Annotated in this window: 14 protein-coding genes; 8 read left to right on the forward strand and 6 right to left on the reverse strand. The window is 54.9% G+C overall.

Features of this window, described 5'->3' with window-relative positions; all coding sequences use genetic code 11:
- Window positions 1–3 precede the first annotated feature (3 nt).
- The 8 genes from sctJ (at window position 4) to ACQE3Z_RS20370 (ending at window position 10,278) form a co-directional block, all read left to right on the forward strand.
- Entirely contained in the window at window positions 4–780 is a 777-nt protein-coding gene (gene sctJ / locus ACQE3Z_RS20335) for a type III secretion system inner membrane ring lipoprotein SctJ (RefSeq protein ID WP_426975184.1), read from the forward strand.
- Complete coding sequence (locus ACQE3Z_RS20340) at window positions 777–1,325, forward strand: serine kinase (protein WP_426975185.1); 549 nt, start codon at window positions 777–779, stop codon at window positions 1,323–1,325. Before sctJ ends, ACQE3Z_RS20340 begins: the two co-directional genes overlap by 4 nt.
- Window positions 1,312–1,911 (forward strand): type III secretion system stator protein SctL, encoded by a 600-nt coding sequence (gene sctL / locus ACQE3Z_RS20345; protein WP_426975186.1) that lies wholly within the window; start codon window positions 1,312–1,314, stop codon window positions 1,909–1,911. The genes ACQE3Z_RS20340 and sctL overlap by 14 nt, the downstream gene beginning before the upstream one ends.
- A gap of 74 nt (window positions 1,912–1,985) precedes the next feature.
- Window positions 1,986–2,213, forward strand: coding sequence for a type III secretion protein HrpF (locus ACQE3Z_RS20350; RefSeq protein WP_250651696.1), 228 nt, complete (start codon window positions 1,986–1,988; stop codon window positions 2,211–2,213).
- An 80-nt stretch (window positions 2,214–2,293) separates the two neighbouring features.
- A complete protein-coding gene (gene sctC / locus ACQE3Z_RS20355) occupies window positions 2,294–4,348 on the forward strand; it encodes a type III secretion system outer membrane ring subunit SctC (protein WP_420851607.1) in 2,055 nt (684 codons plus the stop codon).
- 15 nt (window positions 4,349–4,363) lie between these two features.
- On the forward strand, window positions 4,364–4,564 hold the full coding sequence (gene hrpT, locus ACQE3Z_RS20360; RefSeq protein ID WP_426975187.1) for an HrpT family type III secretion system protein: 201 nt from the start codon (window positions 4,364–4,366) through the stop codon (window positions 4,562–4,564).
- A 21-nt stretch (window positions 4,565–4,585) separates the two neighbouring features.
- Window positions 4,586–9,835, forward strand: a complete 5,250-nt coding sequence (locus ACQE3Z_RS20365; protein ID WP_426975188.1) for an AvrE-family type 3 secretion system effector — start codon at window positions 4,586–4,588, stop codon at window positions 9,833–9,835.
- Window positions 9,836–9,846: 11 nt separating this feature from the next.
- On the forward strand, window positions 9,847–10,278 hold the full coding sequence (locus ACQE3Z_RS20370; RefSeq protein ID WP_426975189.1) for a type III secretion system chaperone: 432 nt from the start codon (window positions 9,847–9,849) through the stop codon (window positions 10,276–10,278).
- Window positions 10,279–10,404: 126 nt separating this feature from the next.
- On the opposite strand, the gene tri1 is transcribed toward ACQE3Z_RS20370, so the two are convergent.
- The 6 genes from tri1 to tssI form a co-directional block, all read right to left on the reverse strand.
- Entirely contained in the window at window positions 10,405–11,499 is a 1,095-nt protein-coding gene (tri1, locus tag ACQE3Z_RS20375) for an ADP-ribosylarginine hydrolase Tri1 (protein WP_426975190.1), read from the reverse strand.
- A 234-nt stretch (window positions 11,500–11,733) separates the two neighbouring features.
- Complete coding sequence (locus ACQE3Z_RS20380; protein ID WP_426975191.1) at window positions 11,734–11,880, reverse strand: hypothetical protein; 147 nt, start codon at window positions 11,878–11,880, stop codon at window positions 11,734–11,736.
- Window positions 11,881–12,055: 175 nt separating this feature from the next.
- The gene (locus ACQE3Z_RS20385) at window positions 12,056–12,328 is read right to left on the reverse strand and encodes a hypothetical protein (protein ID WP_426975192.1); all 273 of its coding nucleotides are present in this window, start codon (window positions 12,326–12,328) and stop codon (window positions 12,056–12,058) included.
- Entirely contained in the window at window positions 12,321–13,592 is a 1,272-nt protein-coding gene (locus ACQE3Z_RS20390; protein ID WP_426975193.1) for a PAAR domain-containing protein, read from the reverse strand. Before ACQE3Z_RS20390 ends, ACQE3Z_RS20385 begins: the two co-directional genes overlap by 8 nt.
- 12 nt (window positions 13,593–13,604) lie before the next feature.
- Window positions 13,605–14,414, reverse strand: coding sequence for a DcrB-related protein (locus ACQE3Z_RS20395; protein WP_426975198.1), 810 nt, complete (start codon window positions 14,412–14,414; stop codon window positions 13,605–13,607).
- Window positions 14,395–15,200: type VI secretion system tip protein TssI/VgrG (tssI, locus tag ACQE3Z_RS20400; protein WP_426975194.1), on the reverse strand; the 806-nt coding region annotated here is incomplete at its 5' end. The genes ACQE3Z_RS20395 and tssI, both read right to left, overlap by 20 nt.

Below are 15,200 nucleotides of genomic sequence, written 5' to 3' on the forward strand. Positions count from 1 at the left end.
CCTATGCGACCTTTTCTGGTAAAAGCTCTGCTGGTCGGCTCGCTTGTGCTGCTGCTGAGCGGCTGCGGCGACGATACCGTGCTGAACAGCAATCTGGCTGAAAACGATGCCAACGATATTATTGCCGAACTGAACCGCTACCATATTCCCGCCAGCAAACGCGTGGATAAGGCAGGCGTCTCGGTGCTGGTGGCGCCGGAAAATATTGAGCGCTCGGTCAATATCCTTGAAGCTGCCGGGCTGCCGCGCAAGGCACGCACGAATCTTGGCGAGGTATTCCAGAAAAGCGGCGTGATCTCCAGCCCAATGGAGGAGCGGGCGCGCTATATCTATGCGCTGTCGCAGGAAGTGGAATCCACGCTGGCGCAGATCGACGGGGTGGTGGTGGCGCGCGTCCATGTGGTTCTGCCGGAACGCATTGCGCCCGGCGAGCCGGTGCAGCCCGCCTCCGCCTCGGTGTTTATCAAATATCATGAAACGCTCGATCCCGACAGCATCGAACCGCGCATCCGTCGGTTGGTCGCCACCAGCATTCCCGGTCTGGTCGGACGCGACGATCGCGATCTGGCAATCGTTTTTGTGCCGGCCAAAGTGTATGAGGATCGGGTTGAGACCGTGAAAATGGGGCCATTTACCCTCTCTCCCGGCCAGTTTTCGCTGGTAAAAGGCGTGCTGAGCGTGGCGGGGATCCTGCTGCTGCTGCTTGTGGGCGTGATGGCGCTGCGTTCCGGTAAAAAAGGCGCACGCACGGCGGTCGCCACGCCAGGGAAATCGTCATGAATCAGCAATGGCTGGCATGGTGGCACAGCGGCTACTGGCAGACGGCACATGAAAGCTGGCGTCAGGATAGCTGGTTTGCGCTGCCGGAAGCCCGCCGTCAGGCGCTGGCACGCATGCGTGCCGGGACGATCGGTGGTCAGTGGGGCGTGCAGCCCTCGCCTGTTGCGCCGCCGCAGTTGCTGCTGCTTAGCCTGCTGGCGCTCTCCGAACCACAAAAAATCCGGCTGCTGGCGTTAGTTGAGGCGATTTGCGGCGCAGAGACCGCACTAACCGGCGAAGAAAAAATCTGGTGTCGACGGCTGTCGCGGGGAATCCGCCCGGAAAGCTGGCTGCCGGAAGCCTTGCTTTCGCGCCCCATGGCACTGGCGCTATTACAGGCGCTTTATCCAGACTGCTGGACGCGCCTGCGCATGGCGTTTCCTCGCGAGGCGGCGCTTGCCTGTCCGGCCACGCCGCCCGACCTGCCTGCCCGACGGCTACAGCCGATCTGGGAAGCTGCGCTGTGGCGCTGCCAGTCCGGGGAGCATAACCATGTGGCAGCTTAGGCGGCTCAGCTGTTTCACGCCGCCGGAGCCGCAGCAGGCGTTGCTTAACCGTGAAGCGCTGGCGCTACAGCAGCAGGCGCAGCAAATACGCGTTGCGGCAGAGCAGGAAGCGCAAAGGCTGCTGGACGAAGCCCATCAGCAGGCGCAGCAGATCCAGCAACAGGCGCAGGCAGAGTCCGACGCGTTACTTGAAAAGCAGCAGGCGCATTTCTGGCAGCAGGCACAAATGCTGTTCGACGACTGGCACGAGCAGCGTGAAACGCAGCAGCAGCAGGTGGTGTCGTTAGCCAGCCAGCTGCTGGCACAGGCGCTGGCGCACTGCCTGGCGGAAGTGCCGTCGGAGCAACGGCTGCAGGCGCTGCTGACTCAACTGATGAATCGTTTGCCGCCAGAGACGCAGGCGACGCTGTACTGTGCCCCTTGCCGACAGGCTCCGCTGGCCGCCTGGCTGAGCGCGCGCCCCGCGCTGCGCTGGCAGCTGACGCCCGATGAAGGGCTGGAGATCGACGCGCTGCGGCTGGTGACCGCACAGGGGGAATTGCAGATCAGCTGGCAGGCGCTTTGCCAGTCGCTGAGCGGCGGATAATTTTTCAAGCCGCACGGAACCCAACGGCAAAAGGCACCACTCAAGGGAGAACCTTAAACCAGAGGAGTCAAATCATGCCTTCCGGAGATTTGCTGCAACGCCGCTTATCCACCCAGTCCAGCCGTACACATAACGAGACCTATCAGTTCGCCAAAGAGCTCTCTGGCCAGCCGTTCAGTCTTAGCGATATGTACGCCTTTCAGAACCAGCTGCTGGATATGTCTAACGCCAGCTGGGCCAGCTCGCAATATACCCAGTTTAAGTTCGGCATCCGCAAAGCGATTATTGATGCCATCAACTGATGCGCGTTAACTGACGGCAGCTACGGCTGCCGTTAACAGGCTTTCCCGTTTGGATGATTGTCAGAAGAAAGGAGTAAGGTGTGATCACCCTGCCCGCTGTGAAAAGGCTGCTGCGCTGGACAGCCGCCCTGCTATTGCTGTGCGCTGGCACCCTGCACGCCAGCACCCCGGAAGCCTGGAAAAATGGCGCTTACGCCTATTCGGCCGATAACACGCCGCTCAGCATTATCCTCGAAGATTTTACCAACAGCTTCGGCGTGGATATTAATCTCGGCACTTTACCCGACAGCAACGTCACTGGCCGCCTGCGCGCCGTCAGCCCGGAAGCGTTTCTTAACCGGCTGGCGCTGGAATATCGCTTTCAGTGGTTTGTTTATAACAACACGCTCTACGTCAGTCCGCTGACGGCACAAACCTCGCGTCGTCTGGAAATTTCGCCCGATGCCGCGCCCGATATCAAACAGGCGCTGAAAGGCGTCGGCCTGCTGGAGCCGCGCTTTGGCTGGGGTGAACTGCCCGACGAAGGGGTGGTGCTGGTCACCGGTCCGCCAGAGTATGTCAATCTGATCGCCGACTTCGCGAAAAAGTCAGATACGCCGAAAGAAGATAAAGAACCCAAAGAGATGATGGCGTTTCCGCTGAAATATGCCTCAGTTGCCGATCGTAATATCCGTTATCGCGACCAGACGCTTCTGGTGCCCGGCGTAGCGACCATGCTTAACGAGCTGCTGGGTCAAAGCAGCGGTGACAGCGCCAAAGGCATGAGCGGCGGTCAGGGCGGCGATGACGGCATGGAGCAGATGCGCATGGAGTCTCAGAGCATCCTTAACCAGCTGGTAGGACGCAACACGCATCAGGATCATGATTCCGGCGGCGGCCCGGCAAGCGTCATGGCCGGACGCGTTTCCGCCGACGTGCGCAACAACGCTCTGCTGGTGCGTGACGATCCGAAATACCGCAGCGCCTATCAGTCGCTGATCGCCACCATCGACGTGCCGCAAAAGCTGATCGAGATCGATGCGCTGATTGTGGATATCGACCGCAACGAACTGGCGCGCCTTTCCACCAGCTGGGCCGGTCAGTTCGGCAACGTCAGCGGCGGCTCGGCGCTGCTTTCCGGCCCCAGCACGCTGTTTGTCACCGACTTCCGTCGCTTCTTTGCCGATATTCAGGCGCTGGAAGGCGAAGGCACCGCCTCGATTATCGCCAATCCTTCTATCATGACGCTGGAAAACCAGCCGGCAGTGATCGATTTCAGCGATACCGCCTTTATCCGTGCCATTGGCGAACGGGTGGCGGATATTCAGGCGGTCACCGCCGGCACCAGCCTGCGCGTGACGCCGCGTGCCATCGGCAGCGCCAAATCATCGGTACAGCTGATTGTGGATATAGAGGATGGCAGGCTGGATAAAGATGATAATGGCGAAGCAGAAGGCACCAGCAACGGCGTGATCAGCACTCAGGCGCTGGTTCAGGAGCGGCGTTCGCTGGTGATGGGCGGTTTCCATACCAAACAGAGCGGCGATCGCGAGCGCCGCATTCCGATCCTCGGCAGCATTCCGTTGATCGGCAAGCTGTTTACCTCTACCCAACATGAAACGTCACAGCGCGAACGACTGTTTATTATCACGCCACATCTGGTGGGCGATCAGGTGGATCCTTCCCGCTATATCGCCGATGAAAACCGCAGCCAGCTGAATGATGCCATGGGCGACGTTAACCGCCGCCATAAATATACCGATATGAAGAGCCTGGTGGAAACGGCGCTGCGCGATCTGGCTGAAAACCGCCTGCCCACCGGCTTTTCTACCGGCGGCAGCGGCCAGACGCTGAGCGCGCTGTGCAGCCTGCCTGGCGGCCTGTTCAATGATTACCGCCGACACCAATGGTATCGCAGCAGTTCGGTGCAGATCACCGTTGGCGTGATCACCAATAACAGCAACGTCACCCAGCGCTTTGACGAAGCAACCTGCCGCAGCGATCGCACGCTGGCGGTGGCGGTCTGGCCGCGCTCACAGCTGCGTCCCGGCGAATCCGCTGAAGTTTACGTGGCGTTTGAACCAGGTGCCGTTGCCCGGCCAGGGCGCGTTTCGTTGCTCTCCGCCACTGCCACCGGCAGCCGTCTGACACCCTGAGGATCTAAAGTGAGAATGATGATCATGACTCTGCGCAAACTGCTTTTTACCGGCCTGCTCGGCCTGCTGCTTAGCGCCTGCGCGCCGAAAGCGCCGCCCGGCTGTCAGGATATGCGCTGTCGCCCGCAATCTGATCTGCAGCACCTGACCATCTGGTGGCAGCCGGAACTGCGCAACGGCCCTTACGATTACACCCAGGTGCAGGTTCACCCCTGAAAACATTAAGAGGAAAAACGCATGGCTTTGCCTCCCGTTATCGCCGGTGCCGCAGCCGTTGTACGCACCGCCAGTCCTGTCGGCGCGCGTGCGCAATCTGCTGTGACGCAGGGCGCGGCACGCGCCACCCAGCGCAGCAGCGGCAACCTGCTACAGGGCCGCGCCCATGCGCCCGTTTCCGCACAGCAGCAAGCGGGTGCCAGCTCTCTGCGTCGTCGGCATTCGCAGCCGGAAGCGCGCCGCGCTGGTGAGAATGGGGAAAACGGCCCGGCGTTGCAGCGGCGTCACTCCACTGGCGAAAAAGAGGCGCGGCCAACAGACAGCTGGCCGGTGAACAAGCCGCCTGCACGACGTCACTCGGTTGACGGTACGTCAGCGGAGCCTCCCAGGCCCGCTGCGCCCGCCCGCCGCCATTCGCTTGCGGCTACGCCGCCGTCGGCTGACAGACCGCCACAAAACAGCATTACGTCCGCCTCGCTGGCCGACTGGAGCAGCAATATGTTGCAGCTTATCGACAGGGTGTCGGAGCGCCATGCCAGCGCGCTAAGCGCTGCCGAAACAACCAGCCTGGCGACGAAGCAGGCGCAGAGCAAGCGTCTGGAGCAAAACGCCGTTGAACTTGAACCGCCTGATGAAGCAGCAGACCCGCCCTCTCCGCCAGCCGCGCCGGGCGCGCAATTAACCCGCCTGACGGTTAACGCAGGCCGCCTTAACATTAACGCCTCAACCTCCCTGCAGCCGCTGCTGGAGCAGACGCTGGGAAAAGCCGATCAGCGCTATCGCTGGCATCAGAGCAGCGGCGAACATCATCATGTTCTGCTCGATCATAGCGGACGCCTGCTTAACGTACAGGATTCGCCGCTGGCCTTTACCGCCGTAGCGCACAGCAAGCCTGTCAGGCCAGAGCAACAGCCACGGCTGGATAGCGCTAATCAGCGTGTCGCCCTGCACCATAACAACACACAGCAACAGCGCCCGCTGCCTGACGCGGCGGTACACTCCATGCTTACCGGCATCTATAGCCACCAGCGCGAAGAGGGCACACAGAGCGAGCATCTGCGGCTGCATGAAAACCGTCTGTACCGCTTTGATACAGGCCATCAACGCTGGGAACCAACCCACAAAGATCATGAGAAAACCTTCGATAAGCTCAGCCGCCAGGGCAACAATCAGCTGTATGCCATTCAGGGCGACAAACGTCTGCACAACCTGAGCCAGCAGCAAAAAAGCCTGATGTTTAGCGATAAGATCGCCGCTTTTAGCGCCGGTGCACAAGGCGAACTGGCGGTAGTGCTGAAAGATAAAGAGACGCATGAGCAACAGCTGCAGCTGATGAACGGCATCAACGCGCCTGACTGGCAAAGCCCGACGCTAAAGATGAAGCAGAGCGTTAACGGTCAGCCGGGCGACTTCCAGCTCAACAGCATCGCGCTGCATAACAACCAAATCCTCGCCGTGGATCCCAACGGCAGGCTCTTTAGCGCAGCCCGTCCCGACAAAGGGGCCCGTGAAATTAACTTTGCCGACGATAGCCGCAACCAGGCGATTCTCGCTGCGTTCGGCGAAGGTGCGCAGATCACTGCGTTGCACAGCAACGGTCAGGGGCAATTACATGCGGTGGTAAAAGACCGGCTGGATAATGAACACAGCTGTGAGCTGGATGATCAGGGCATCACGCCAGGCTGGAACCTTAGCGAAAGCATGGTAATGGACTACCAAAAAGGGCTGCGCCGCAAAGAGCCGTTGCCGCATGCCGTTGTTGATGCCGGGCGTCTCGGCAAACTGGCGCTGATGAATGGCAAAGTCCATTTTTACGATACGGTTTCGCAACGCTGGGAAGCGACCTCCGAAAAAGCCGATCGCCTTATTCGTGGCAATGACGGACTGCCGTTAAAAGTTGAGGGCGGCGAAGTCAAACCGCTGAAGGTCAACCAGGCGGGCAACAAAACCTCACACCACAACAATCTGTTTCAGCTCACCCAGGTGAAAAACAGCGTTAAAGCGGATCTCGCGCTGCACGGCCTCGGCAAAGAGAGTAAAACGCAGACCATCTCCTCGCTGGGTAATGGTCGACTGCTGGCGCTGGATGAGAGCGGCGAGATACGCCTGCATCAGATCTCCTCTGGTTTGCGCCGCGATCGGCAGCCACCGCATACCATCACTAAAGCAGGCTTGCCCTCCACTGAGGGATTAACGGGCGAATCAGCAAAGCAGGCGCAGCTTAAAGATATGGCGGTGAATGAACATAACAAACTCTTTGGCCTGACCAGCGGCGGCGCGCTGTTTATGCTGGATGACAAAGCCTGGCAGGGCAACAATGGCGACGGATGGCAGCCGGTTACCCACCTGCCCCCGGGCCTCGGCACGCTTGCCAGCCTGCATACCGACGGGCAGGGTCGCCTGATGGTCGCGGACAGCGAGGGAAAATCCGCGCGGCTGGAGGCGGGTAACTGGGAGAGGATTGAGCCCCGGCAGGCGCTGAACGCATATGAAAACAACACCTCAGCCGCAACCTTTGACCGGCTGGACAGCGCGGGAAAATCAGGACGCATTCCCGGCACCAACGTTACCTATAAACGTGAGATCGATATCTTCGGCCACAGCGGCTACGACACCGCTAAGGTAAACAGCCCGTTTAAAAAACGCATGGAGGCGTTTGTGCTGCGCACCTCCGGCGGCGGCTGGCCGCGTCCGTTGAAAAACCTGGGGAATGAATTCAAACACCGCCTGCAGGGACGTGAAGGGCTGAGCCCGCTTTATGCGGCGCAAAATCATATCGCCATGGAGATCACCGCTCAGCATAGCTCAATTACGCAGCGTAATCCGTCGCTGGAGCAACGCCTGAGCCGGTTGAATATTAAAAACAGCGATCCCAGGCTGCATCAGGAGATCAATGACTTTGCCGAAGAGCTGGGCCACAGCCTGATGCTGCAAAGCCGGATGGTTGGGCAGCACTACGGCGTGCTGGATGATAAAAACCAGCTGAATACCAATCCGAAAAAGTTAAAAAACACCCATCACGGCCACTTTAATTCGGCGAGCAACCGCGATCCTAAAATGGTTCGCACGCTGCATCAGCTGATCAATAACAATCCCTCCGCCCATACGGCCCCTGCCCTGCAGGTGATTAACGGCATGCGCGCCAACAACCTGACGCTCGATCATTTAAAGCACAATACCGATAAGCCGGCGCGTGACAGCCATGACGAGCTGGGGCTGGTGAAGTCACGTCTGTTTCTGGATGCCATGACCCAGCAGCGGCTGCACAACGCGTTGAGTATCTATCAGCGCAGCCTGCATCTGGGAGACGACCCGGGCACCGCGCGCGCGGATCTTCAGAAGCGCATCCACGAGCTGCGCGATCAAAGCTGGGGGGGCAATCCGGTGAAGAAGCTGACCGATCAGGGCTTCGCCAATACGCATCAGGTGGAAGCGAACTATGACGCCATCAAGAAGATGACCAATGCGTTTGCCAAAGAGCATCACGGCCTGAATTTAACCTCGCGCACCGTGTTTAACGCTGGCAGCCAGCCACAGCTGGTAGAGAACCTGGCGAATGAGCTGAAGTCGTTAAACAACGGCGAAAGCCTGACCTTTAACAACAACTATGGCGCCTTCGCCTCCAGCGCCGTGCTGCCGGGCGGTCAGGTTCTGAACGTTGTCGGCGGGCGCGCCAATGCCGATCGCGGCTACAACCTTGCCTTTACCCGCGGCGAAGACGGGCTAACGGTTACCGTCGGCCGCAACGGCGCAGGCGGCATTACGCCCTTTACCGCCATCGGCCGTAATATGCTTACTGGTCACGTCAATCCCGATGATGTGAAATTTGGCAAAAACGGCGAGCATTCCGCCCTGCCGGTCGTGAGACTGGGCGCGGCGGCCTCGCTGAATTTGCAGCGTCAGGCGCAAAACAGCGTTACCTTTAGCCTGGCCGACAACGAGCTGAGCGATTTCCTGAACCGCCTGGCCAGCGACCAGCTCGATCCGCTGGAGCTGCTGGACAGAGGCAACGAGCATAAAGTGAAAAACGGCTCTACCTGGACTGCCAGCCTGGATACCAGCGCCGTTGCGCAGGCCAGCGTTGGGCTGCCGGTAACCAATAAAAACGAGAAGGCGCACGTTACCGCGGCACGCTTTGGCGGCGGCTTAGCGGCTAACCTTAACATTGCGGCTGCCTCGCGCGATCGCAACAATAACGGTAACGCCAGCACCAATAAACATACCAGCAGCGATAACCGTGTACGTTTCTTTAACCAGGGCGCGGCGGAAGCGCGTTTTATGTCGCCGAGCGGAGTAGTGAACCAAACCTCCCAGGGGCGGCAACCGATTATGGCGACCACCGGCGCTGGCGTGCGCTTCAGCTTTGATAATCGTACCAAACAGGCATTAAGCCTGGAGCTGACCCAGCCGCATCGCCTTGCCGGGACGCACCTTGACAAGGTAACGGAAAGTCTGAGCAAAGCCTTTACCGATCGCGCCACCGCGCAGTTAATGGAATCGCTTAAGGATCCCGCCGCGAACAGTGGTAAAACGGCGAAAACCCCGAATGAAAAACTCGATGCGCTGCTGGCTCATTTTGGTCAGCATGAAGCGCAGGGCAAGGTCATCAGTAACGCTCAGTACGCCGCCATCCGCGAACTGGTAAAACTGCGCCAGCAGCGGGAAGCGCTGAATCTACAGGTTCCGCTGCCGGGCGGGGCGGAGACCCAGTCCACTTATAACAACCTCGCCAAAATAGAGAGCAACGGGCTGCTGCACTGGCTTGGCGAGATGCTGAACCATGAGACGGAGTCGAATCATGAGTTGAGCAACGCCAACCGCATCCACGGCATGATGCAGCAGGATGCGCATTTAAGCGGGCTGATTAAACAGATGCAGCTTTCTCCTGATACCCAGGCGGTAGTGACGCTGGAGCCGAAAGATGACATCAAGGAGCAGCTTAATACAGACTGGCTGGCCGGACGCATCAGCCGCGACGAGCTGGAAACGCGTCTGAAAACGCGCAGCAATATGCGCATCAAATCAATCGCCTTTACCGAAAGCAAGAGCAAAAGCGACGGCGTCACTACGCCGCAGTTTTTACTGGGCGGCGGCAGCAACGTTTCTATCGCCAAAAGCCGCAACCTTGGCAAAATCAGCTTCAGCTACGGTCGCGATCAGCAAAGCCCGCTTGCTTATACGCTGGAAGGCGAGCTGGCTAAACGCAGCACTGAACAGCTTGCGCAGCCGTTGCAGGCCGCACAGCAGAACGGTCGGGTTCTTAAAAGTTAACGGAGTGGATAATGGATAGTCACTATTTGCAGCGCCTGCTGGAACAGTATGGCCGCACATTGAATACCGAACTGACGCTGGATAACGGCGTTTGCGTTTTGCTGGATGCGCAACAGCAGGAACTGGTCACTATTGAGGCACCGCCGGGCGAGAATCTGCTGCTGCACTGTGAAATTATGCCGCCGCAGCAAATGACTGACGACCCGGCGCTATGGCGCGCGCTGCTGGCAATGAATTTTGAGATGGATGCGATGCGCGGCTGCTGGCTGGCGCTGGATCCAGAAGTTGCGTTGCGGCTCTGTAGCCAGCAGCCGCTGGAACATCTGGACGCGCCGCGCTTTACCCAACTGGTCAATAATTTTATCGATCAGGGACGTCAGGTACGCGAGTTTATGCCCACGCTGCTGACGCGACTGGCCGAGACGGCGGAGGCTTCAGCTTAAGTTAAAAAGCAGAAGCCAACGTGCCTTTGTATCAGGCAATAAGGGCACATTTAGCATCGCGATATTGACCAGATTCACTGCAGATTAGGGGAACAGGCCATAAGGTGATAAAAAAAAGGCATGATTTTATGCCGTTTCTTCAGGTGCCTGCCTGAACAGTGCTTCCGCCATGGAAGCAATTCTTTTTTCCTGAACCAGCCTGTCGCGCCATTCCTGCGGTATGCCTGAGTAACCATACAGCGCGCCGGCAATCTGACCTGCCGTGGCGGCCACGCTGTCGGCGTCATCGCCCAGGTTAGCGGCCAGAAGAATCGCGTTGCGGAAGTTATCCGTGTTCCATACCGCCCACATCGCCGCTTCAAGCGTGTCGATAACGTAGCCGCTCGAACGGATTTGATCGCGTGTTTTCTGCTTGTACTCGCCTGCGTTGATGATCATTACACGCAATGCTGATGATAGTACGTGAGGTGAGAAGGCATCTTCTTTATTGTACCCGTTCAAAAGATAATGCAGAACTGCGCCTAAAAATTGACAGCTACTGATTGATTCAACGGCACCGTGCGTTGCCAGACTCTGGCTTTTTGAATCATTCCACATTTGCAGGAAAGATTTTCTTCTGAAAATAGCAACCGGAGCATGACGAATAACACCTGCATTTCCAGCGGTTTCTTCAGATGTGTTACCAAACCATCCTTCCCCATTTTTTAAATATTCATCAAGTGCGAAACGTGTAGTATTTCCTATATCGAAACACCGTCCATTAGAACTATTTTCACCATAATGATACCAGCGCACTAACTTTTTTCTAAACAAATCAACGTCCATTGTTCCGGCTTCCAGATAAGTTTCAGCCAGACATAAAGCCATTGATGTGTCGTCAGTCCATTCGCCAGGTTTTAGATGAAAAGGCCCGCCGCCAACCATATTTTCAACTTTTTCTTTATCTCTGGGAAGAAATTCCAGAGTTGTTCCAACAGCATCGCCAACAGCAAGCCCAACCAAAGCGCCCCTGGCTTTATCAAGAGCGACAGTATCGTCAACTCTTTGTAACTTGGTTTGGAGCCATTCAGGTTTTATAGGTTTATCTTCCCCTGCTGACTCACGGGCGATGAGAGTATACTCCAAACGTTGCTGTAACCCGCGGGATGCTACAGGCATAAGGTGCTGATATTTTTGAATATAAATAGAAATTTTAAATTCTGATTCTCGTAAATCGATCATCACCTTTCCTCATAATCACGCGTGTACTTTCCGGCAGGTAATGATGATACCTGTTTGCATAGCGATTAATTATTGCGTCATTTACATATAATTCGATAATTCCTGCCTTTTTGCATATCAATTTAAATTATCAAACTGATCCTTGGTTAACTCTTTATCTTTATAGTCGCTGTAATCCTCCCTTATTTTTTCAGAAACTTTCCTCACTTCATCCATATCTATGAATGAGTCAACTTAATTATTTTTCAATAAAAAGAACCTGGCAACATCAACTTTGTACTGACCTTCACTAAATATTACCTTTATAATATAATCACCATTACCACACACATATAAAGTAAAATCCCAAGAGTTAACCATGATTTGTTTTAAATCACTCATAATATCTCTCCTGTAGATATACCAGTGACAATATAAATCTGACCATCAATCATTCTTTCAACATGAACAACAGTCTCTAAATTTATCATAGGAATTAATTATCCATTTATATTTCATTCTTTTATTTGGCGCACTCTAAAAAGATGGATAAAATAAACATGCAATAATTACGTTATTATATAAGTTCTTTTTTAACAATTTCAACCTCTTCAACCTCCTTATCTTTATAATTTTCATAATTCTTACGTATATCTTCGGCAATTAATGAAAGTTTATCAAAGTCGCGCCTCTCAATAAACTCACGAATATCTAATAAAAAATCTTTACTAACATCAAAATGCGAGTTACGATAAAAATTAGGAAACAGGACATTCATATAATAAACATCCTCTGATTTTATAATGCAAAAATCCCCTTTCCTTACAAAAATAAGTGTCCCGCTATTCATACACACCCCCTGTTTTAAAATCAAAAACTTCGTAGTCTACGCCTTTTACCATATCTTTCGTTGAAATAACAGCCTCCCAATCCCCATTAGGTAACTTACCCCCAGGGAGCCATAAAGGCTCAGTATCTCTTGCTCCAAACTCATTACCAGAGGGAATCTTAGGCTGGTAGTTTTCAGTCGGATAAAACTCAACACGTAACAGATTCCCATTTTCAAATTGCTCCGCTGGTATTCCAAGTCTGTTCGACATTAATTCAGAAATTCCACCCGAATCATTAATAATACTATCCATGCTCCTTTTTGAACTAACAAATTCAGAGGACCATTCATCTGGTTTACCCAAACCATATTTATCATAATCTTTTCTTGCAACCAGGCGTGATGCGCCACTCTCAAATTCCTTAGCATGTTTATTTATATAGCTTTTGGGGAGATAGGTTTCTGGCAAAGGTTTAGTGCCTTTCGGCAACATTTGTATATTTTTGAAAGTTTCTTCCGATACAGGAACGCCATTGGTTTTGATCAAGCGATTTTGATGCCACGTATCGAACTTCATCCCGCCTTTGCCGCCCGCTGCTCCACCGACCAGGCTGCCTGCCAGCATCATCCATTTTTGGCCGTCGCTGCCTTCGCCAAACAGTTCTCCGCCAAGATAACTGCCGGCATAGCCGCCCCCCATGCCGCCAAGGGTGCCCAGCACTGCTATGGCAGGCGAAGCCAGCACCGCCAGCGCAGCGCCGCCAATGCCCAACATCGCCCAGTTGATCCAGTCCGGTATTTCCGGACTGATTTCATCCGTCTGGATCATACCGCCGCCGATAAATACGTCAGGCGATCCGGAAAAGATCTCAGCGCTGCAGGTTAAGCGATCGCCGATACGGGCTGCGGGATAACTGTTGATAAAGACTTTTATTGACCCTTCGGCAACCCGCTGCGGACTGCCGCTATGCTCATCGCATGCGCCTGTAGACAGATGGGCACGGATAGCAGGGCGGTTGTTAATGTAAACATCAGATGAGCCGGAAGCCAGCTGACCGGTGACATGGCGGGGTGCCCAGGACATGCTTCCCAGCAGTTCGCCCAGGCCTCCTCCGGTACAGGCACCGGCTGCAACGGCCGACACGGCAACCAGAGCCGCACCACCGGTTACCGCAATCGCTGCGGCAGCCACTAACGCACCGCCAATCGCACCGGCAATCAGCCATCCTTCAGACGCTGTATGGGCTATTTCATCCTGTTCCCGCGCAGCATTAAATTCAGACACAGAATCCTCTTCTTATTTATCTGAAATAAATTTGTTTATTTTATCAACGCTATTCAGGGCCTCTGGCCCGCTGACAGAACGGCAAACGGGTAACAGGGATGAGAGAGGCTGGAAATCTTCTGGCGAGGACGTCCAGAGCCCATAACGAACCGGATCGCTGCCCGCTACCGCCGCAATATGAAGCGGGTGCCCGGCAGAAGAATAAAACAGATACTGCCCGTTTAATGCACGTTGTAAATTGACATGCTGATAAAGTGCATGAAGGCCTTCAAAAACGCTAAGCTGGCGAAGGTCGGTATCAATAACGAAAAAAACACCCTGCGCATTGGCCGGAACAACTTCACTAATAAAGTTGCTGTTGCCGTAACGATGGAATTTAATGCTTTTCAGAATCTCAGCATATTGCTTTTGATAATATTCATTAAAACTGTCAGGGCAAGAGCCAATATAACTGACCATCTTTTTCCCTGCTGGCCTGTCATCCAGCAGAACGATGGTCTGCTTCTGCCACACCCGCGCATTATTGCTTTCAAAATGACAGAATATTTCAGCGGCAGGCATGCCATCAATCACAGTCATGGAAGAAGAAACCAGACTGAACTTCTGAACGGTAACCTCCAGTTCTTTTATCAGGCGGGCAGCGACAGACTGAACTTTATCATTAAATTTTGCTGTTCCGCGTGATACCACGAAGCTGAAATCGCTGGCACTGTTTTCACTCAGAACAAAAAGATTGATTGTTCTGTCTTTATAAATATCAGGGATTTCCAGAGTGGCTTCCTGCAACGTGCAAATCGTCATACTATTTTTCCTGGCTGGCATTAATAACAAACAAACTGTCCAGATCTGCTTTGATTTTTTCCTGATGACCATTCTCTGGTGCAATCGTTGCGGCTGCGCCCCCTGCAGGATTAAGATGTAATTCACCGCCCGTAGTATTAATCTGGCCGCCTTTTTCCACGGTGAAATTAAAATTAACGCCCTTAATATTTACGTTACCGTCTGAAGTCAGTTCAATAACGCTTTTACCACACTCCAGGCGAATCGCCTCTCCCGAACCTATGGTAAAAAGCTCGACGGCATTAACCGTGCGCGTTTTACCCGTTAAGGAAACGCTGTGACCTTTAACGCCTGTTACCTGATCCTGAACAATGCGCTGTTTCTCATTTTCACCAACAAACCGGGTATTATTCTTTTCAACCACCATGCTGGCATCGTTCTTGACGTTCACGTCCATATTTCGCTCGGCCTGGATCCACACCTGCTCCTCGCCCGCCCGGTCCTCGAAGCGCAGCACGTTGGCGTTGTCCGGCGTTCCGTCCTTTGAACGGCTCATGAACCCCATCTGCGTCGCCGCCCCCGGCAGCGCCCACGGCGGCATGCTCGCCGCGTTGTACACCCGGCCCGTCACTATCGGACGGTCCGGGTCACCGTTGATGAAGTCCACCACCACCTCGTCGTTCACCCGCGGTATCTGCACACCGCCGTAGCCCTGGCCCGCCCACGCGCTCGACACCCGCACCCAGCACGAGCTCGTCTCGTCTCCCTTCGACTCCCGGTCCCAGTGGAACTTCACCTTGATGCGCCCGTAGCGGTCGGTGTATATCG

It is taken from the genome of Pantoea sp. FN0307, from assembly GCF_050113815.1.
Lineage (GTDB): Bacteria > Pseudomonadota > Gammaproteobacteria > Enterobacterales > Enterobacteriaceae > Mixta > Mixta alhagi.

Coding starts and splice junctions, on each gene's coding strand:
- ACQE3Z_RS20370 (WP_426975189.1), top strand. CDS start 9,847: ATGGATAGTCACTATTTGCAGCGCCTGCTGGAACAGTATGGCCGCACA.
- ACQE3Z_RS20340 (WP_426975185.1), top strand. CDS start 777: ATGAATCAGCAATGGCTGGCATGGTGGCACAGCGGCTACTGGCAGACG.
- ACQE3Z_RS20380 (WP_426975191.1), bottom strand. CDS start 11,880: ATGAGTGATTTAAAACAAATCATGGTTAACTCTTGGGATTTTACTTTA.
- hrpT (WP_426975187.1), top strand. CDS start 4,364: ATGATGATCATGACTCTGCGCAAACTGCTTTTTACCGGCCTGCTCGGC.
- ACQE3Z_RS20350 (WP_250651696.1), top strand. CDS start 1,986: ATGCCTTCCGGAGATTTGCTGCAACGCCGCTTATCCACCCAGTCCAGC.
- ACQE3Z_RS20395 (WP_426975198.1), bottom strand. CDS start 14,414: ATGCCAGCCAGGAAAAATAGTATGACGATTTGCACGTTGCAGGAAGCC.
- sctL (WP_426975186.1), top strand. CDS start 1,312: ATGTGGCAGCTTAGGCGGCTCAGCTGTTTCACGCCGCCGGAGCCGCAG.
- sctJ (WP_426975184.1), top strand. CDS start 4: ATGCGACCTTTTCTGGTAAAAGCTCTGCTGGTCGGCTCGCTTGTGCTG.
- tri1 (WP_426975190.1), bottom strand. CDS start 11,499: ATGATCGATTTACGAGAATCAGAATTTAAAATTTCTATTTATATTCAA.
- ACQE3Z_RS20385 (WP_426975192.1), bottom strand. CDS start 12,328: ATGAATAGCGGGACACTTATTTTTGTAAGGAAAGGGGATTTTTGCATT.
- ACQE3Z_RS20365 (WP_426975188.1), top strand. CDS start 4,586: ATGGCTTTGCCTCCCGTTATCGCCGGTGCCGCAGCCGTTGTACGCACC.